At 51.7% G+C, this 19143-nt stretch carries 16 protein-coding genes and 6 tRNA genes; 11 read left to right on the top strand and 11 right to left on the bottom strand.

Annotated features, from left to right (window positions below; all coding sequences use genetic code 11):
• Nucleotides 1-2 precede the first annotated feature (2 nt).
• On the bottom strand, nt 3-764 hold the full coding sequence (locus ABVN36_RS13770; protein ID WP_000722926.1) for an outer membrane protein: 762 nt from the start codon (nt 762-764) through the stop codon (nt 3-5).
• A gap of 255 nt (nt 765-1019) precedes the next feature.
• Between ABVN36_RS13770 and xapA the strand changes: the two genes are divergently transcribed.
• Genes xapA through ABVN36_RS13750 form a run of 4 tightly spaced genes read left to right on the top strand, consistent with a single transcriptional unit; the run spans nt 1020 to nt 4317 of the window.
• A complete protein-coding gene (gene xapA, locus ABVN36_RS13765) occupies nt 1020-1853 on the top strand; it encodes a xanthosine phosphorylase (RefSeq protein WP_001119748.1) in 834 nt (277 codons plus the stop codon).
• A gap of 54 nt (nt 1854-1907) precedes the next feature.
• Nucleotides 1908-3164 (top strand): nucleoside permease, encoded by a 1257-nt coding sequence (locus ABVN36_RS13760; protein ID WP_000513241.1) that lies wholly within the window; start codon nt 1908-1910, stop codon nt 3162-3164.
• A 58-nt stretch (nt 3165-3222) separates the two neighbouring features.
• On the top strand, nt 3223-3381 hold the full coding sequence (locus ABVN36_RS13755) for a XapX domain-containing protein (RefSeq protein WP_000658727.1): 159 nt from the start codon (nt 3223-3225) through the stop codon (nt 3379-3381).
• A 51-nt stretch (nt 3382-3432) separates the two neighbouring features.
• Nucleotides 3433-4317, top strand: coding sequence for a LysR family transcriptional regulator (locus tag ABVN36_RS13750; RefSeq protein ID WP_023138815.1), 885 nt, complete (start codon nt 3433-3435; stop codon nt 4315-4317).
• 214 nt (nt 4318-4531) lie between these two features.
• On the opposite strand, the gene ABVN36_RS13745 is transcribed toward ABVN36_RS13750, so the two are convergent.
• From ABVN36_RS13745 to ABVN36_RS13730, 4 genes are all read right to left on the bottom strand, one after another.
• A tRNA-Lys gene (locus tag ABVN36_RS13745) sits at nt 4532-4607 on the bottom strand.
• A 4-nt stretch (nt 4608-4611) separates the two neighbouring features.
• Nucleotides 4612-4687, bottom strand: a tRNA-Val gene (locus tag ABVN36_RS13740).
• A gap of 43 nt (nt 4688-4730) precedes the next feature.
• Nucleotides 4731-4806: transfer RNA gene (locus ABVN36_RS13735), tRNA-Val, on the bottom strand.
• Nucleotides 4807-4851: 45 nt separating this feature from the next.
• A tRNA-Val gene (locus ABVN36_RS13730) sits at nt 4852-4927 on the bottom strand.
• A 258-nt stretch (nt 4928-5185) separates the two neighbouring features.
• Here ABVN36_RS13730 and gltX point away from each other — a divergent pair.
• Nucleotides 5186-6601: a glutamate--tRNA ligase gene (gene gltX, locus ABVN36_RS13725; protein ID WP_000695623.1), complete on the top strand. Its 1416-nt coding sequence runs from the start codon at nt 5186-5188 to the stop codon at nt 6599-6601.
• 53 nt (nt 6602-6654) lie between these two features.
• Here gltX and ABVN36_RS13720 read toward each other — a convergent pair whose 3' ends face one another.
• A complete protein-coding gene (locus ABVN36_RS13720) occupies nt 6655-7047 on the bottom strand; it encodes a YfeC-like transcriptional regulator (RefSeq protein ID WP_000826514.1) in 393 nt (130 codons plus the stop codon).
• Nucleotide 7048: 1 nt separating this feature from the next.
• On the bottom strand, nt 7049-7411 hold the full coding sequence (locus tag ABVN36_RS13715) for a YfeC-like transcriptional regulator (RefSeq protein ID WP_000472034.1): 363 nt from the start codon (nt 7409-7411) through the stop codon (nt 7049-7051).
• A gap of 221 nt (nt 7412-7632) precedes the next feature.
• Here ABVN36_RS13715 and ABVN36_RS13710 point away from each other — a divergent pair.
• The 3 genes from ABVN36_RS13710 (at nt 7633) to ABVN36_RS13700 (ending at nt 10206) form a co-directional block, all read left to right on the top strand.
• Nucleotides 7633-7708, top strand: a tRNA-Ala gene (locus ABVN36_RS13710).
• Between the two features lie 42 nt (nt 7709-7750).
• A tRNA-Ala gene (locus tag ABVN36_RS13705) sits at nt 7751-7826 on the top strand.
• Between the two features lie 190 nt (nt 7827-8016).
• A complete protein-coding gene (locus ABVN36_RS13700) occupies nt 8017-10206 on the top strand; it encodes a sensor domain-containing phosphodiesterase (protein WP_001112941.1) in 2190 nt (729 codons plus the stop codon).
• A gap of 52 nt (nt 10207-10258) precedes the next feature.
• Here the strand turns inward: ABVN36_RS13700 and nupC are convergent, their stop codons facing one another.
• Nucleotides 10259-11461 (bottom strand): nucleoside permease NupC, encoded by a 1203-nt coding sequence (gene nupC, locus ABVN36_RS13695; RefSeq protein ID WP_000376347.1) that lies wholly within the window; start codon nt 11459-11461, stop codon nt 10259-10261.
• 342 nt (nt 11462-11803) lie between these two features.
• On the opposite strand from nupC, the gene ABVN36_RS13690 reads away from it, so the two are divergent.
• Nucleotides 11804-13045, top strand: coding sequence for an Nramp family divalent metal transporter (locus ABVN36_RS13690; protein ID WP_000131734.1), 1242 nt, complete (start codon nt 11804-11806; stop codon nt 13043-13045).
• A 60-nt stretch (nt 13046-13105) separates the two neighbouring features.
• On the opposite strand, the gene ypeC is transcribed toward ABVN36_RS13690, so the two are convergent.
• Nucleotides 13106-13432 carry a DUF2502 domain-containing protein YpeC gene (ypeC, locus tag ABVN36_RS13685; RefSeq protein ID WP_000490091.1) on the bottom strand — a complete coding sequence of 109 codons (327 nt, stop codon included), beginning with the start codon at nt 13430-13432 and terminating at the stop codon, nt 13106-13108.
• 113 nt (nt 13433-13545) lie between these two features.
• On the bottom strand, nt 13546-14544 hold the full coding sequence (gene mgrA / locus ABVN36_RS13680; RefSeq protein WP_023138687.1) for an L-glyceraldehyde 3-phosphate reductase: 999 nt from the start codon (nt 14542-14544) through the stop codon (nt 13546-13548).
• A 179-nt stretch (nt 14545-14723) separates the two neighbouring features.
• Between mgrA and ABVN36_RS13675 the strand changes: the two genes are divergently transcribed.
• The gene (locus ABVN36_RS13675; RefSeq protein ID WP_023138686.1) at nt 14724-16376 is read left to right on the top strand and encodes an alpha-keto acid decarboxylase family protein; all 1653 of its coding nucleotides are present in this window, start codon (nt 14724-14726) and stop codon (nt 16374-16376) included.
• 19 nt (nt 16377-16395) lie between these two features.
• Here the strand turns inward: ABVN36_RS13675 and ABVN36_RS13670 are convergent, their stop codons facing one another.
• A complete protein-coding gene (locus ABVN36_RS13670) occupies nt 16396-17631 on the bottom strand; it encodes an ion channel protein (protein ID WP_000468920.1) in 1236 nt (411 codons plus the stop codon).
• Nucleotides 17632-17834: 203 nt separating this feature from the next.
• Between ABVN36_RS13670 and glk the strand changes: the two genes are divergently transcribed.
• A complete protein-coding gene (glk, locus tag ABVN36_RS13665) occupies nt 17835-18800 on the top strand; it encodes a glucokinase (RefSeq protein ID WP_000170380.1) in 966 nt (321 codons plus the stop codon).
• Nucleotides 18801-19143 lie beyond the last annotated feature (343 nt).

Below are 19143 nucleotides of genomic sequence, written 5' to 3'. Positions count from 1 at the left end.
TGTTAAAACAGGTATTTGATGGAATAAATAATGCCATCCTGCAGGAAGGATTCTCCTAACTTATTATCAGCGTAACGATATTGTACTCCTGCGGTCAGGTGAGGAGTCGCATTCCACCACAGCGCTACTGCGCCATTAATGCCATCTTTCCCGCCATTGCCCGCAGCGTAGGACGCATCGCGGTCAAACTCATACTCATTCCAGTTCGTTACGCTGAATTTCTCACTACCCAACGAGAAGCTATAGCCGGCCACCCAACCTAATACATAACCATTATCGCCTGTGTAGTAGGTCTGATCGGTATAACGTTTGGCAAAGAAGGGTTTAAACCAGTAACCGTTACCTGTGAAGTTATAGCCTAAACCATAGAGAAACATGTCATCATGGAAATTAGCGCGATGAGGTGAACCGTACGTCCCGTAGGCATGGAGATAGAGGTTTAATCCTGTATCGCCCAGATAAATACGGTTGGTATTTTTAAAGGTGTAACGCTGTTCGCTGCCTGGTTTAGCGTGGCGGCCATTGTAAAAATTTTCCCAGTCGAAGAACCCGTACATTTCTCCCCAGCTAAAATTCGCTCCGCCTTCCAGTTCCAGGTACCCAAAATCATCTTTATGGGATTTTTTACTGGTTTTTTCCGTGGTGTCTGATGTCCAGTCGAGGTAATGGAGGCCGATATCGGCGAACCCGCCTTTAAATTCCGCATGGGTGAGTGCGGGAATAATGAGTAAAGAAGAAAGCGTCAGAGTAAGAATTTTTTTCATAGCATATTTCCCTATGCCGATAATTATTAATGGGTTAATTAAAAAGAGGCAATTTATAAATATGAAAGCGGCATATTGTTAATATGAAGTGCAAGCAAAAACCAATACTGTTTTCCCTCTGTATTAATACAGAAGCGATCTAAATCTATCGATATTAAATGGCTATTGATGACACGTGAAAAGTGTATTGGTCAGCAAGGGGCGATGGTCGTTATAAAAAGGAGTCAAATTAAATCCGATAGAACAAGGAAACTTATGCCTCACGCTCTTTTTTCTCATAATCCTGAGTATTGTATTGATATTATTCATGCACATAAACCGGCATTTACCCCGCGAGTCGCGTTTATTTTAGGCTCCGGGTTGGGTGCTCTGGCGGATCAAATCGAAGATGCGGTAGCCATTTCTTACGAGAAATTGCCGGGATTTCCCGTCAGCACCGTACACGGCCATGCTGGTGAACTGGTGCTCGGCCATCTGGCGGGTGTTCCGGTGGCCTGTATGAAAGGCCGCGGACATTTTTATGAAGGGCGTGGAATGGCGGTGATGACCGATGCCATTCGCACGTTGAAATTACTGGGCTGTGAAGTGTTGTTCTGCACCAATGCGGCAGGATCTCTGCGTCCGGAAGTGGGGCCGGGTAGCCTGGTTGCGCTTAGCGATCACATTAATACGATGCCCGGTACGCCGATGGTGGGGCCAAACGATGATCGTTATGGCGATCGCTTCTTCTCGCTGGCTAATGCTTATGACGCAGATTATCGCGCCATGCTTCAGTCCGTTGCGGCAGAGGAGGGATTCCCCCTCACTGAAGGTGTATTTGTTTCTTATCCGGGTCCGAACTTCGAAACGGCGGCAGAAATCCGCATGATGCAGATTATTGGCGGCGATGTGGTCGGAATGTCCGTTGTCCCTGAGGTGATTAGCGCACGTCATTGTGGCCTCAAAGTTGTTGCCGTCTCAGCGATCACCAATCTGGCGGAAGGGCTGGGCGATGTAAAACTCTCCCATGCGCAAACGCTGGCGGCGGCTGAACTTTCCCGGCAGAACTTTATCAATCTGATTTGCGGCTTTTTACGTAAGCTGGCCTAAACACAATGACTACGGCCCCGTATTGGGGCTTTATCTCACGGCAAGGAATAAAAAATGGGTATTACGTCCCGCTTAAAAGTCATGTCGTTCTTGCAATATTTTATCTGGGGGAGCTGGCTGGTTACCCTGGGCTCTTACATGATCAACACTCTGGATTTTACCGGCGCGAATGTCGGTATGGTCTACAGCTCAAAAGGGTTGGCAGCGATTATCATGCCGGGCATTATGGGGATCATTGCTGATAAATGGCTGCGCGCTGAGCGAGCCTATATGCTTTGCCATCTGGTTTGCGCGGGGGCGTTATTGTACGCCACCACTGTTACCGATCCCCAGACGATGTTCTGGGTGATGTTGGTGAATGCGATGGCGTATATGCCAACGATTGCATTATCCAATAGCGTTTCGTACTCCTGTCTGGCGAAAGCAGGTCAGGATCCGGTAACGTCATTTCCGCCTGTGCGCGTTTTCGGCACAATAGGTTTTATTGTTGCGATGTGGACGGTGAGCCTGATGGGGCTGGAACTGAGCAGTGCGCAATTATACATCGCTTCTGGCGCATCGTTATTGCTGGCCCTGTATGCGCTGACGTTACCGAAAATTCCGGTAGCCGAGAAGAAGGCGAACACCACGCTTGCCAGTAAGCTCGGACTGGATGCTTTTGTTCTGTTTAAAAATCCACGCATGGCAATCTTCTTTTTGTTTGCGATGATGTTGGGGGCGGTGCTGCAAATTACCAATGTCTTCGGTAATCCGTTCCTGCATGATTTTGCCCGTAATCCTGAGTTTGCCGATAGTTTTGTGGTGAAGTATCCCTCTATCTTGCTTTCAGTTTCGCAGATGGCGGAAGTGGGCTTTATCCTCACCATTCCGTTCTTCCTTAAACGCTTTGGTATTAAAACGGTAATGCTGATGAGCATGCTGGCGTGGACGCTGCGTTTCGGCTTCTTTGCCTTTGGCGATCCATCCCCGTTTGGCTTTGTGCTATTGCTGCTGTCGATGATTGTTTATGGCTGCGCATTTGATTTCTTCAACATCTCAGGGTCGGTATTTGTAGAGCAGGAGGTGGACTCAAGTATTCGCGCCAGCGCGCAGGGGCTGTTTATGACCATGGTTAACGGCGTGGGGGCGTGGATTGGGTCTCTTTTAAGTGGTATGGCCGTGGATTATTTTTCTATTGATGGTGTAAAAGATTGGCAAACCATCTGGCTGGTCTTTGCCGCCTACGCTCTGGCATTGGCCGTTATTTTTGCATTGTTCTTTAAATATCAGCACCATCCAGAAAAACTGTCGACCAAATCATTAGCACATTAATTTTATTTGACTGGCGAGAGGATGTTCGCCAGTCCATTTTTATGAACAAGGACACAGCATGAAAGAAATTATTCTCTCCTCCGGTATTGGATTTGGTATTGGCGCATTTTTTACTTTATGCCGAATACCTATTCCTGCACCAAATGTTTTACCCGGGGTGTTATCTATTGTATTTATGTATATTGGGTATCTTGTCGTTAAATCTATTTTTTACTAGGTAATATGGTAAATTCCAGACGTTATCCCTTATTGCTGGAGTGCGATAGTGATGGAACGAGCCCATCGTATTGATCTAAAGCTATTACGTTATTTCCTCGCTGTTGCAGAAGAATTGCATTTTGGCCGGGCTGCTGCCCGGTTAAATATGTCACAACCTCCCTTGAGTATCCATATCAAAGAACTTGAACAGCAACTGGGTACATTGTTGTTTATTCGTCATTCCCGCAGCGTTGCATTAACCCATGCCGGGAAAGTTTTAATGGAGGAGTCACGTCGCTTGTTAGCCAATGCAAATCAGGCGCTGGCGCGAGTGGAGCAGATTGGTCGCGGTGAAGCGGGGCGCATTGAACTGGGTGTGGTTGGTACGGCGCTGTGGGGAAGAATGCGTCCTGCGATGCGTCACTTTTTGAAAGCAAATCCCAATGTTGAAGTACTTTTTCGCGAAAAGTCTCCAGGTATGCAAATGGCGTTGTTAGAGCGTCGGGAACTTGATGCAGGGATCTGGCGTATGGCTATCGAACCAGCAGTCGGTTTTACCAGCATACGTTTGCATGAATCTGCATTCATGGTTGCAGTTCCGGAAGATCACGATCTGGCATCCAGAGATTCTGTGCCGCTGTCGGCGTTGCGCAATGAATATTTTGTTACGTTGCCTTCCGTACATTCTGATTGGGAATTTTTACAACGTGTATGCCAACAGGCGGGTTTCTCGCCAATGATTATTCGGGAAGTGGTTGAGCCGCAAACGGTGTTGGCGATGATCAGTATGGGGATCGGGATTACGTTGATGGCTGATGGCTATGCGCAAATGAGCTGGCCGGGTGTGGTGTTCCGTCCGTTAGAGGAACGTATTCCGGCGGATTTGTATATTGTGTATGACCAGCAGCAGGCAACGCCAGCACTGGAGAAACTGGTGGCGGCGTTGACGGTATGATGTCTGTGCCGGATGGCGATTAACGTCTTATCCGGCCTACGCGTGCGGTGTCGTCTGTGCCGGATGGCGATTAACGTCTTATCCGGCCTACGTGTGCGGTGTCGTCTGTAGGCCTGATAAGCGCAGCGCATCAGGCAAGACCCGAACCTGCGACAGGTTCGAATCTTCCATATCGCAGATAGCAAAAAAGCGCCTTTAGGGCGCTTTTTTACATTGGTGGGTCGTGCAGGATTCGAACCTGCGACCAATTGATTAAAAGTCAACTGCTCTACCAACTGAGCTAACGACCCGAAGTGGTGGGTGATGACGGGATCGAACCGCCGACCCCCTCCTTGTAAGGGAGGTGCTCTCCCAGCTGAGCTAATCACCCACTTCGGTACTTCACACAATAAGAAATTTAGCTGGCGAGAAAGTGGTGGGTGATGACGGGATCGAACCGCCGACCCCCTCCTTGTAAGGGAGGTGCTCTCCCAGCTGAGCTAATCACCCACTTCTCAATTTCTTATCTACACGGCGGAGACTACATAAAGTAGTTGGTGGGTGATGACGGGATCGAACCGCCGACCCCCTCCTTGTAAGGGAGGTGCTCTCCCAGCTGAGCTAATCACCCCCGCTGTGTGGAGTCGCATTATAGGGAGAGTTGAAAATGAGTCAACGCATTTTCTAAAGTTTTTGTTTGTTCGTCGTAAAATTAAACAAAACGATCGTGAATTACCCCGCACTGCATGATTTCTATACGGAAATAGCAAAGCGCAGTGTTCTGACCGGATCAACATTGAGGAATCAAGCCACAGTGATAGAATACAAGGCTATTCATCTTTCTAGGATTTGCCGGTTGTCGGCATCTTTATAAACGTAAGGCCATTTCATGAAAATCAAAACTCGCTTCGCGCCTAGCCCGACAGGTTATCTGCACGTCGGCGGCGCGCGTACTGCTCTTTATTCCTGGCTTTTCGCACGTCACCACGGCGGTGAGTTCGTGCTGCGTATTGAAGACACCGATCTTGAGCGTTCCACGCCGGAAGCCATTGAAGCCATCATGGATGGTATGAACTGGCTGAACCTGGAATGGGACGAAGGCCCATATTTCCAGACCAAACGTTTTGATCGCTATAACGCGGTGATTGACGAGATGCTGGAGGCGGGAACAGCCTATAAATGCTACTGCTCTAAAGAGCGTCTGGAGCAACTGCGTGAAGATCAGATGGCGAAAGGCGAGAAGCCGCGTTATGACGGGCGTTGCCGTCACAGTCACGAACATCATGCCGACGATGAGCCATGCGTGGTGCGCTTTGCTAACCCGCAGGACGGTTCCGTTATTTTTGATGATCAGATCCGTGGCCCGATCGAATTCAGCAATCAGGAGCTGGACGATCTGATCATTCGTCGTACCGATGGTTCGCCGACCTACAACTTCTGTGTGGTGGTGGACGACTGGGATATGGAAATTACCCATGTGATTCGTGGCGAAGACCATATCAACAATACTCCGCGCCAGATTAACATTCTGAAAGCGTTAAACGCGCCGGTGCCGATGTACGCGCATGTGTCGATGATTAACGGCGACGACGGTAAAAAGCTGTCTAAACGTCACGGTGCGGTGAGCGTGATGCAGTATCGCGATGACGGTTATCTGCCGGAAGCGTTGCTGAACTATCTGGTGCGTCTGGGCTGGTCCAGCGGCGATCAGGAGATCTTCACCCGCGAAGAGATGATCAAGCTGTTCTCCCTCGGTGCGGTGAGCAAGTCTGCGAGCGCGTTCAACACCGATAAACTGCTGTGGCTGAACCATCACTATATCAATACGCTGGCGCCGGAATATGTGGCGACGCATTTGCAGTGGCATATTGAGCAGGAAAATATCGACACCCGTAACGGCCCGCAGCTTGCTGAACTGGTGAAGTTGCTGGGCGAGCGCTGCAAAACTCTGAAAGAGATGGCGCAGAGCTGCCGCTACTTCTATGAAGACTTCAGCGAGTTTGACGCCGATGCGGCGAAAAAACACCTCCGCCCGGTGGCGCGTCAGCCGCTGGAAGTGGTGCGCGACAAGCTGTCGGCGATTACGGACTGGTCAGCAGAAAACGTCCACCACGCGATTCAGGCCACGGCGGATGAGCTGGAAGTGGGGATGGGTAAAGTAGGGATGCCGCTGCGTGTGGCTGTGACCGGTGCCGGGCAGTCGCCTGCGCTGGATGTCACCGTACATGCGATTGGTAAAACCCGCAGCATTGAGCGTATCAACAAAGCGCTGGGCTTTATCGCCGAGCGTGAAAGTCAGCAGTAACGCCAGCTGAAACAGAATAAACGGCAGGGCAGACGCCTGCCGTTTATTCTTTGTTAGTCCGCCTCATTGATACCTAAACGCGTCAGAAATCCGCGAATACCTTCCCGCGATAAAAACAGCGCCAGTTTTTCCTGTTCCTGAGCAGACATATTTTCAACGGCATCAATAATTTGGCGATAAGCGTGACTGTGCGCCGCGTTCGCATATTCTGCGAAAGCCTCTTCCGCCTGATAAAACGCAGGCAGTTTGCGAAAAGCCGGAATATTGAGAATAAACTCCCGCACGCTGGCATCAATATGGATGAGTCTTGCGCGTCCGCCTTTGACGCCGGGAAATTTTTCGGTTTTCCAGTGTTGTTCTCTGATCCAGCGATTGACGGTTTGTCTGGCCACGCCGAGGCATTCAGCCAGCTCTTCAGTGGTCATTTTACTGCGTAATCTTTTCATATTATTTGCTATCGCGTATCCCTAAGCGTTGTAACAAACCGGTAATCCCTTCACGAACGAGGAGAGAGGTAAACTGTTTCTGCTCGGATGAGGTCATCTCTTTGGCGAGCGTCATAAGCAGCGCTTCAAGCGATGCGTTGCTGGCAGGCGTGAATGTGTCTGCGTGATGGTCAACTGAACGTTCAGCGCTGCGGATATATTCACGAACCTGTTCGTTTACATGAACCAGACGGGCTTTACCGCCCTGGACGCCAGGTTTGGGCGATGTTGCCCAGCCTTCTTTCCGTACCCATTTATTGATGGTTTGTCGGCTGTAACCGGTGAGATTAGCGAGTTCTTCTGGCGTCATCCGTTCCTTGAACATAACGATTCCCTGAATAGTCGTGGGGTTAATTAGTGGTTCATTTTATAGCACCATTTTAGTCGAAACCGTGACGTGTTTAACTACTGAATGCGAGTTGTGCCGCAATGTCCTTTATTTGAATGCTTTTTCAGCGATTGAATTCGGCAAGTTCATTTTGCCGTTGACACATGCCGAGGGAATTCATATGATGCCGCCCGTCAACTCGACAAGCTTTACGTAGTGGGGCTATAGCTCAGCTGGGAGAGCGCTTGCATGGCATGCAAGAGGTCAGCGGTTCGATCCCGCTTAGCTCCACCAAATTTACTCCCGATAAATTTGGCGTATACGTAAAAGCACTATGGGGCTATAGCTCAGCTGGGAGAGCGCTTGCATGGCATGCAAGAGGTCAGCGGTTCGATCCCGCTTAGCTCCACCAACATTCGAACCCTCGCTGAAAAGCGGGGGTTTTTGCTTTTTGTCACAAAATTTATGGCCTCTGATCTGCTCTTCAGGTGCGTTTGTTTGCCGCTGCTTTTGCGGTCAATATGAGCTTTTGTTAGATTGCTTCATAATGCGAATATACTTATTATTCATGCGCCTTATATAATGATGTGAGCATTAAAGCAATGCCGGATAAGTGTAACGTATTAAAAAATATAAAAATATTCTTACTGGCCTTCTGCCTGACCGTTCCGGCTATTCTGCTATCTCGTCTCATTTCTCCCCGCGCCACAATTGATTCCAGCTATATCTTTCTGGCCTGGCTACCGCTCTGCGTCATGTTTTCCGTGCTGTTTTTATTTGGCCGCCGTGGCGTCGCGCCGATGGTAGGCGGAATGATGTTGACTAATGAATGGAATTTTCATTTACCTCTGCCACAGGCGATGGTGCTGCTATTTTGCCAGACGTTTCCTGTGTTGCTGGTTTGCGCTATCGTACGCTGGCAGCTGGGCGCGCGCTGGCGCTACGGAATACCCAACCAAGGCATCTGGCTACGCGTTTTCTGGTTAGGGTTAATGACGCCGTTTGGCATAAAAATCAGTATGCATCTGGCGGGGCACTACCTGGCTTTCCCGGTGACCATCTCTACCTTCTTTGGCACCGGCACCGCTATTTTCTCGATTGTTGATTTATTGAGTCTGATTTCTGCCGCGCTTATTTTTACCCTCTTTTTCTATTATCCGCTGCGGATGATAGTCAGCCCGCACTATATTCGTATTTTCTGGCGGAGGGATGTCGCTCCTTATCTCGCCAAAGAAAAACGCCTGTTTACGCTTCTTTGGTTTGCCACTCTGGCGACGCTACTTGCGGTGCTGTGTACGCCTTTCGAGACAAAGTATATTGCTGGCTATCTGGTGCCAGTCCTGTTCATTGGATTTACCATCGGCGTGGGGAAAATCAGCTATCCGCTGTTGAATTTTAGTTGGGCTCTCACTGCGCTATTCCTGCTTAGCTATAACCGCAATTTTCTGCAGGGCGTGGGCTCAGAATATTCGCTGGCATTTATCCTTTCAGTTCTCATTTCTTTTAGTATTTGTTTGTTGTACATGGCGCGGATTAATCAACGCAGCGAATGGTTGAATCGACAATGGCACTCGCAGGCATTGACCGATCCGTTGACGCAACTGCCTAACCTGCGTGCGCTGGAACAATTTCTTTTACAGGATGCCGGGCAAAGCGTGTGTTATCTACGCATGGAAAACCTGGAATTTCTGAGCCGTCATTACGGTATGCAGATGCGCGTGCATTGCGAACGCGAGGTGTTTCGCGTGTTGCAGCCGCTGCTGCTGGAAAAGGAGAAAATTTTCCATCTGCCGGGCAGTGAATTATTGCTGGTATTGACGGGACCGGAGACGGAAGCCCGCCTGCAATATATGCTCAATGTGCTTAATAACCGCAAAATTTACTGGAACAATACCGGTCTGGACATGGAATACGGCGCATCGTGGGGAACATTCGATGGTCGCCAGGAAACCTTGCAACCGCTGTTGGGGCAATTAAGCTGGCTGGCGGAGCAATCCTGTTCGCATCGTCGGGTGCTTGCACTGACCCAGAGTATTGAAGCCGCTTCCGGGCAGACGACGGAACGGGTGCTACGGTTGCAGAAAATCCGTCAGGCGCTGGAGCGTGGTGCGCTGGTTTTGTATGCGCAACCCATTCGCGACGCGCAGGGAAAAGGGTATGACGAGATTCTGACGCGGCTTCGGTGCGACGACGGTATCATGATGCCCAATCAGTTCATTCCGCTTATCGCCCAGTTTAACCTGAGCGTACGGTTTGATATGCAGGTGATGGAAGCGCTCCTGCAATGGTTGTCCGCGCATCCTTCGGCGGAGCAGGGGGCGCGTTTTTCGGTTAATTTGATGCCGCTGACGCTGCTGCAAAAAGAGACGGCGTCGCGCATTATGCAGCTTTTTAAACGCTATGGCGTCCCGCCTGCTTCGGTCATCATCGAAATTACTGAAGAACAGGCCTTCTCTCATTCCGAAATCAGTATGCACAATATCAACCAGCTGCGTAAGTTTGGCCTAAAAATCGCCATTGATGATTTCGGAACCGGCTATGCAAACTATGAACGGCTAAAACGCCTCAAGGCGGACATCATTAAAATCGACGGCTGTTTCGTAAAAGATATCCTGACGGACTCCCTGGATGCAATGATCGTGAAATCCATCACTGATTTAGCGAAAGCAAAATCGTTGAGCGTCGTGGCTGAGTTTGTTGAAACGCCTGCGCAGCGCGATCTGCTATTGCAGCTTGGCGTACATAGTTTGCAGGGATATCTGATTGGCCGCCCGCGCCCGTTAGGCAAATAAGCGGCATAAAAAAACCGGGGATAGCTCCCCGGTTTCTACATTAAACGCAGACTTACAGTACCAGCGCCGCGATAGAGGCGGACAGTACGCTCACCAGCGTAGAACCGTAAACCAGTTTCAGACCAAAACGGGAAACCACGTTGCCTTGCTCTTCGTTCAGGCCTTTAATCGCGCCCGCAATAATACCGATGGAAGAGAAGTTCGCGAAGGACACCAGGAAGACGGAGATAATGCCTTCAGCGCGTGGAGAGAGGGTAGAGGCGATTTTCTGCAGATCCATCATCGCCACGAATTCGTTGGAAACCAGTTTGGTCGCCATGATACTTCCTACCTGCAGCGCTTCACTGGACGGTACGCCCATTACCCATGCGACCGGGTAGAAGATGTAACCCAGAATGCCCTGGAAGGAGATGCTGTAGCCGAACCAACCGGTAACCGTTGCGAACAGCGCGTTCAGCGCCGCGATCAGCGCGATGAAGCCGATCAGCATCGCCGCGACGATAATCGCCACTTTAAAACCTGCCAGAATGTACTCGCCCAGCATTTCGAAGAAACTTTGGCCTTCATGCAGGTTCGACATCTGAATATTTTCTTCGCTGGCATCAACGACATAGGGGTTGATCAGCGACAGAACGATAAAGGTGCTGAACATGTTCAGAACCAGCGCTGCGACCACATATTTAGGGTCCAGCATAGTCATATACGCGCCCACGATAGACATGGAAACGGTAGACATCGCGGTCGCCGCCATGGTGTACATGCGGTTACGGGACATTTTGCCGAGGATATCTTTATAAGCGATAAAGTTCTCAGACTGGCCGAGGATCAGCGAGCTGACGGCGTTAAAAGACTCCAGTTTGCCCATACCGTTTACTTTGGACAACAGGAAACCAATAGCGCGGATGACCACTGGCAGAACGCGGATATGCTGAAGAATACCGATCAACGCGGAAATAAAGACGATCGGGCACAATACTTTCAGGAAGAAGAACGCCAAACCTTGATCGTTCATACTGCCAAAGACGAAGTTTGTCCCTTCGTTGGCAAATCCGAGCAGTTTTTCAAACATCTCGGAGAAACCTTTTACGAAGCCAAGGCCAACATCCGAGTTCAGGAAGAACCAGGCCAGTAATACTTCGATAACAAGTAACTGAATGACGTAACGAATGCGAATTTTTTTACGGTCGCTGCTAACCAGCAGTGCGAGTACCGCAACAACGGCAAGCGCCAGGACAAAATGAAGGACGCGGTCCATATTTGCTCCAAATATGAGGCAGGTTTAATTTTCGTGCACATTCTATGCAACAGCCGTAAAGAAAACGAGATCCAACACACACTATAATAAGGACCTGTGACGAGATTCAAAATTAGTGATCTGTAATACACTTTTACTGTACTGAATATGAAAATGAAAAGTTATATCAGTGTGCTAATCTTGTAATGTTAAGCCAAACTGTTCTGATACAGGTCGTCATCGTATCGGTCTATCGTTTCACACTATCAAAGTAATCACCCGTACCCATTGAAATGCACTTGATAATCATTATCAATAAACATAGCATGAAACATAGCAAAGGCTATGTTTTTGAGGCAAAAGATGACTGACAATCGCGTAGAGAATAGCAGCGGACGGGCGGCGCGCAAGCTAAGGCTCGCATTAATGGGACCTGCGTTCATTGCCGCGATTGGTTATATCGATCCCGGTAACTTCGCGACCAATATTCAGGCCGGCGCCAGCTTTGGCTACCAGCTACTCTGGGTGGTGGTCTGGGCGAACCTGATGGCGATGCTGATTCAAATCCTCTCGGCAAAACTCGGAATCGCCACGGGCAAGAACCTGGCGGAGCAAATTCGCGACCATTATCCGCGCCCGGTAGTCTGGTTTTACTGGGTACAGGCGGAAATCATCGCGATGGCCACCGATTTAGCTGAATTTATCGGCGCGGCAATAGGTTTTAAGCTGATCCTGGGCGTCTCTTTATTACAGGGCGCGGTATTGACCGGTATCGCGACGTTTCTGATTTTAATGTTACAACGCCGCGGTCAAAAACCGCTTGAAAAAGTCATCGGCGGTTTACTGCTTTTTGTCGCCGCCGCTTACATTGTGGAACTGTTTTTCTCTCAGCCTGATATGGCGCAGCTCGGCAAAGGAATGGTTATCCCGGCGCTGCCGAACCCGGAAGCCGTATTCTTAGCCGCCGGCGTGCTTGGCGCGACGATTATGCCGCACGTGATTTATCTGCACTCGTCATTAACACAGCATCTGCACGGCGGAACGCGGCAACAACGGTACTCAGCAACGAAATGGGATGTCGCTATTGCTATGACGATTGCCGGTTTTGTCAATCTGGCAATGATGGCGACCGCCGCGGCGGCGTTTCATTTTAGCGGCCACACCGGCATCGCCGACCTCGATCAGGCATACCTGACGCTGGAACCGTTACTAAGCCATGCGGCGGCAACGGTGTTTGGTCTTAGTCTGGTAGCGGCAGGGCTTTCCTCCACTGTGGTAGGGACTCTGGCGGGGCAGGTGGTGATGCAAGGGTTTGTCCGTTTTCACATTCCGCTGTGGGTACGGCGCACCATTACCATGCTGCCCTCATTTATTGTGATTTTGATGGGGCTGGACCCTACCCGAATTTTGGTGATGAGCCAGGTGCTGCTGAGTTTTGGTATTGCGCTGGCGCTGGTGCCGCTCCTGATTTTCACCAGTAACGCTACGCTAATGGGCGAGCTGGTGAACACGCGGCGGGTAAAACAGATTGGCTGGATAATTGTCGTGCTGGTCGTCGCCCTGAATATCTGGTTACTGGTTGGAACGGTGATGGGGTTGTCATAAAGACAGAAAGATAGCAGGCCCGATGCGTGAACGTCATCGGGCTGTTATTCAGCAGGAGGCTTAGTGATGATGTTTGTGACCCCGGCCTCGCCCGCGATGATCGTCGCGATCGCGCCAGCCTTCCCGATAACCGCGTTCATACGCTTTACGCTTATCCCAGCCGCGATGATAGCCGTTGTCATGGCGCCACCAGCGATTTTTACGCCATTCATAATGGTTGTGCCAGTAATCCCGGTCGCGCCAGCGACCACCGTCCCAGTAGTTACCGTAATCATCGCGATCGCCAATCTGTAATTTTATTGAGGGCAACAGGGTGATTTCGCCCGCATTCGCGGCAAGCGGTGTAAAAGCCAGCAAGGCTGCCGCCAGAATCAGTGACCTGAACATACTTTCTCTCCTTCACGATCGAGCCGTCGCCGGCCTGTTAATGCAATATTACAAAGCAGTAAAGATTTGTTTCATCGCCTTAACTCTTAAATCATGAAGGAGAGCATTTTTTGCTAAAACCGGCCCTCCAGAATAGCGTCAATTTCTGCACATTCCGCCGCCGAAAAACGGCGATTGGCCAGCATTCCTACGGCGTCTTCGATTTGCGACGGTTTGCTGGCGCCAATCAGTACCGAGGTAACGTTATCGTTACGCAGCACCCAGGCGAGCGCCATCTGAGACAATTTTTGGCCCCGTCGTGCAGCCAGTTCATTCAACCGGCGAACTTTTTCCAGTTTGTCGGCGGTAATCTGTTCTGGTTTAAGGAAACGGCTTCCGCTCGCCGCGCGGGAATCTTCCGGAATGCCATTCAGATAACGGTCAGTGAGCTGCCCGCCCGCCAACGGCGAGAAGGCAATACTGCCGACGCCTTTTTCCTGCAACAGCGCCAGCAGCCCGTCCTCTACCCAACGCTCAAAAAGCGAATATTTAGGCTGATGAATCAGGCAAGGCGTGCCGAGATCCTCCAGAATATCGATAGCTTGTCTGGCCAGATCGGCAGGATAGTTAGAGATCCCCACGTACAACGCTTTGCCCTGGCGCACAAGGTGATCTAACGCTTTCATCGTCTCTTTAAGCGGCGTTTCGGGATCGGGACGATGGTGATAAAAGATATCGACATACTCCAGCCCCATACGTTTCAGGCTTTGATCGAGGCTGGCGATAAGGTATTTCCGTGAACCCCAGTCGCCATAAGGGCCATCCCACATGGTGTAGCCCGCTTTGGTGGAGATGACTAACTCATCGCGCCACGGTAAAAAATCTTCCTGCAGAATGCGGCCAAAATTGCATTCTGCGGAGCCCGGCGGCGGCCCATAATTATTGGCGAGATCAAAGTGGGTAATGCCCAGATCGAACGCGCGTTGCAGCAGCGCCCGGCTATTTTCTACCCGTGTCGCATCGCCGAAGTTGTGCCATAACCCCAGCGAAATGGCGGGAAGTTTGACGCCGCTGCGCCCGCAGCGACGATACTCCATTGTGTGATAACGATTCTCATCGGGCTGATAAATCATGACCTTTCCCCCTGTGGCGTGAATAAATAGTGTATACGGTTACACTCGCCAGGCGGTATCCGGCTTTTACTGTTTGCCGCTGTAAACATTGTTTTCCAGGCTTTCATCCCCGTCGTGCTGGACAGCCATCGGCATTCCTTAATACTCAACATAATGTCAACGTCAGAAGGAAAGCTGTCATGCAAAACCCCTATACCGTGGCCGACTATTTGCTGGACAGACTGGCAGGATGCGGCATTGGCCATCTTTTTGGCGTACCGGGCGATTATAACTTGCAGTTTCTTGACCATGTGATTGACCACCCGACCCTGCGTTGGGTGGGATGCGCCAATGAGCTGAACGCCGCTTATGCCGCGGACGGCTATGCGCGCATGTCGGGCGCTGGAGCGCTACTCACTACCTTTGGCGTGGGAGAACTTAGCGCTATTAACGGTATCGCGGGCAGTTACGCGGAATATGTCCCGGTCTTGCATATCGTCGGCGCGCCTTGTAGCGCTGCGCAGCAGCGTGGCGAATTGATGCACCATACCCTCGGTGACGGCGATTTTCGTCATTTTTATCGCATGAGTCAGGCGATATCTGTTGCCAGCGCAATATTGGATGAACAGAACGCCTGTTTCGAGATTGACCGCGTATTGGGTGAAATGCTTGCCGCACGCAGGCCAGGATACATCATGCTGCCCGCCGACGTGGCGAAAAAAACGGCCATCCCGCCTACGCAGGCGCTGGCGTTGCCCGTGCATGAAGCGCAAAGCGGCGTGGAGACGGCTTTTCGTTACCACGCCCGTCAGTGCCTGATGAACAGTCGGCGCATTGCGCTATTGGCCGACTTTCTTGCCGGGCGTTTTGGTTTACGACCACTGCTGCAGCGCTGGATGGCGGAAACGCCCATCGCTCATGCGACACTACTGATGGGGAAGGGGCTTTTTGATGAACAGCACCCGAACTTCGTTGGCACCTATAGCGCTGGCGCCAGCAGCAAAGAAGTGCGTCAGGCCATAGAGGACGCCGATAGGGTTATCTGCGTCGGCACCCGTTTTGTCGATACCCTTACGGCCGGATTTACCCAACAATTGCCGGCGGAACGCACGCTGGAGATTCAGCCTTACGCGTCGCGCATCGGCGAAACCTGGTTCAACCTCCCGATGGCGCAGGCGGTGTCTACGCTGCGCGAACTGTGCCTGGAATGCGCTTTTGCGCCGCCGCCGACGCGTTCCGCCGGACTGCCAGTGCGGATTGATAAGGGAGAACTGACCCAGGAAAGCTTCTGGCAAACCTTACAGCAGTATCTCAAACCCGGAGATATTATCCTTGTCGACCAGGGGACCGCCGCCTTTGGCGCTGCCGCGCTGTCGCTTCCTGACGGCGCGGAAGTTGTGGTACAGCCGCTGTGGGGGTCTATCGGCTATTCCTTGCCCGCCGCGTTTGGCGCGCAAACCGCCTGTCCCGATCGGCGGGTGATTCTGATTATTGGCGATGGCGCGGCGCAGCTCACGATTCAGGAAATGGGCTCGATGTTACGCGACGGGCAGGCGCCGGTCATCCTGCTGCTCAACAATGACGGCTATACCGTAGAGCGCGCCATTCACGGCGCGGCCCAGCGGTATAACGACATCGCGAGCTGGAACTGGACGCAGATACCACCGGCGCTAAACGCGGCGCAACAGGCGGAGTGCTGGCGGGTGACGCAGGCTATCCAACTGGCGGAGGTCCTCGAACGGTTGGCGCGCCCACAACGTCTGTCATTTATTGAAGTGATGTTGCCAAAAGCCGATCTGCCGGAATTACTGCGTACCGTGACCCGGGCGCTGGAAGCCCGCAACGGGGGATAATGGCCCCCGCTGCGCCGGATTAGGGTTCGTGACGGTTGGCGGCCAGCAACGGTTTTCCCGCCAGCAATAGCCAGGCGGGGAGCATCACAATGCAGAGCAGCGGCAGCAGATTGGTATCCGGTACGACGACTGCCGCCATAAACAGACTGAGCCAGCCGTCACGCGTCACTACCAGCACTAAGCCAAGAATCGCGCAGGAGACGGTAATCGCCGCGGGTACGGCCTCAACATGGGCATGGAGCATGAGCCCCAGCGCCGCGCCGATAAACACAGCCGGAAAAATGCGCCCGCCGCGAAAGCCGCTCGCCGCCGCGATGACCAGCGCGGCGAGTTTGACGACGGCTAAGGTAAAATAATCTCCCGCGCCCAACGTCTGGCTAAACGCCATTTGTTGCATTTCGTCCAGGCCTTTAAACAGGGTAAGCGGCCCGCCAATGACGCCCAGAATACCCAGTATAAAACCGCCAATGCCGAGAATCAGGACTGGATTTTTTAGTCGGTGCAGCAACTCGTGCAGACGCGGAAGGCACCAGACGGCGACCATCCCGGCGGCAATGGCGATCGCCGCGACGATCGCTCCGCTGGCAATGTCCACCAGCCGCATCTGCGTGTAATGGGCGATGGGTAACGAAAAATGCGGATGAAAGAACAGACTGGTGGTGAGTGACCCCGCCGCTGCCGCCATTAACGGCGCAAACAGGCGATCCCACATGGGAATATCGTTAGAGCCGCTAAGGGTTTGCGAAAAAATCAGCGCCGCAGCGACGGGCGTGCCGAACAGCGCGCCGATGGTGCCCGCTGAGGCCAGAATCGTCCAGTCTAACGCCGTGATACGCGGAAACAGGCGGGAGCCGAAAGCCGCCGCCAGCGCGATATTTATTGTCATTATCGGATGCTCTGGCCCCAAACTTACCCCACCAGCAAGGCCGATGATTAAGGCGAGAAGCAGCCCGGGCAGCGCAGATGGCGAGACCGGCATACTGATTAACGGTTCGATGGCCGGATCGGGGCCAGCGTGTCCGGGACTGTAACGGATAATCAAACCCACCACGATCCCGGTTAGCGTGAGCATACCCACTATCCAGAACGGCGAATCATAAGCGATGCCGATGCTGGTGGGCAGTCGTTGCCAAAGAAATTGCTGAAAAACCGACGCGACTTTCATCGCAGCGATTAAAACCAGGCTTGACGCTACGCCAATAATCAGCGCGGGGAGCGACAGCAGCAGCATCGTTCGGGCACGCGGGTGGAACATAATCTCTTCCTTACACGGGGTCGTATACCTATTTTGCACAGCCTGCCCGACGGCATTGCTGCAATTGGTGCTGAAACAAGAAAGTAATTCTGTGATGAAGATCTATATTTATAGGCAGTCAGCCTGATGGCCGTTGTTGTTATGCCCCCATGAATTTACAGTGTGACAAAGACTTATTTTGACTTTAGCGGAGCAGTAGAAGAATGACAAAGTATGCTTTAGTAGGAGATGTAGGCGGCACGAATGCGCGTCTTGCCCTGTGTGATATCGCCAGTGGAGAAATCTCGCAGGCCAAAACGTATTCCGGCCTGGATTATCCCAGTCTTGAGGCCGTGGTGCGCGTTTATCTCGATGAGCATAGCGTCAGCGTGGAAGATGGTTGTATCGCCATAGCCTGCCCGATTACCGGTGACTGGGTAGCGATGACTAACCATACCTGGGCTTTTTCTATTGCGGAAATGAAAAAAAATCTCGGCTTTAGCCATCTGGAAATCATCAACGATTTCACCGCCGTGTCGATGGCGATCCCGATGCTGAAAAAAGAGCATTTAATTCAGTTCGGCGGCGGCGAACCGGTAGACGGCAAACCTATTGCGGTGTATGGCGCGGGAACCGGCTTGGGCGTGGCGCATCTGGTGCATGTGGATAAGCGTTGGATTAGCCTTCCGGGCGAAGGCGGGCATGTCGATTTTGCGCCTAATAGCGAAGAAGAAGCTATGATTCTGGAAATATTGCGCGCCGAAATTGGCCACGTTTCCGCCGAGCGCGTGCTGTCTGGCCCGGGGCTGGTGAATCTTTACCGGGCGATTGTTAAGTCCGACAACCGTCTGCCGGAAAATCTGCGCCCGAAAGATATTACCGAACGCGCCCTGGCGGATAGCTGTATCGATTGTCGCCGCGCGTTGTCGCTCTTTTGCGTCATCATGGGGCGATTTGGCGGCGACTTGGCGTTAACCATGGGGACATTTGGCGGCGTTTATATCGCTGGCGGTATTGTCCCGCGCTTCCTGGAATTTTTTAAAGCGTCCGGCTTCCGTGGGGGCTTTGAAGATAAAGGCCGCTTTAAAGATTATGTACACGGTATTCCGGTCTATCTGATTGTCCATGATAATCCTGGCTTGTTAGGTTCCGGCGCGCATCTGCGCCAGACATTAGGCCATATTCTATAAGTCAGATGGCGGCATAAACGCCTTATCCGGCCTACAAAAGTGTGTCATCTGTAGGCCTGATAAGCGCAGCGTCATCAGGCAATTAATCATTCTCTTGCCAGTCTCAAACCGCGTGCCTCACGCGGTTTTTTTCATTGCCTTTCCTGTGCATGAATGATTCAACTGTCTGAATTATTTCACTTTACTCTTGCTGAGCGAAAGGTCAAACACCGGCGCGTTGAGTCATCACGTCATGGCGGTTAGTCAGGCGAAAACAGGGATTTATTTTACTATACGTATCCGGTTCGCTGCCTTATTTACGGTTTCATCGCGGCATCTTGCTGGAAAGGATCCTCATTTTCGG

This window comes from Salmonella sp. SJTUF15581 (assembly GCF_043356775.1).
GTDB lineage: Bacteria > Pseudomonadota > Gammaproteobacteria > Enterobacterales > Enterobacteriaceae > Salmonella > Salmonella enterica.
This window is presented reverse-complemented; position numbering and strand designations above follow the sequence as displayed.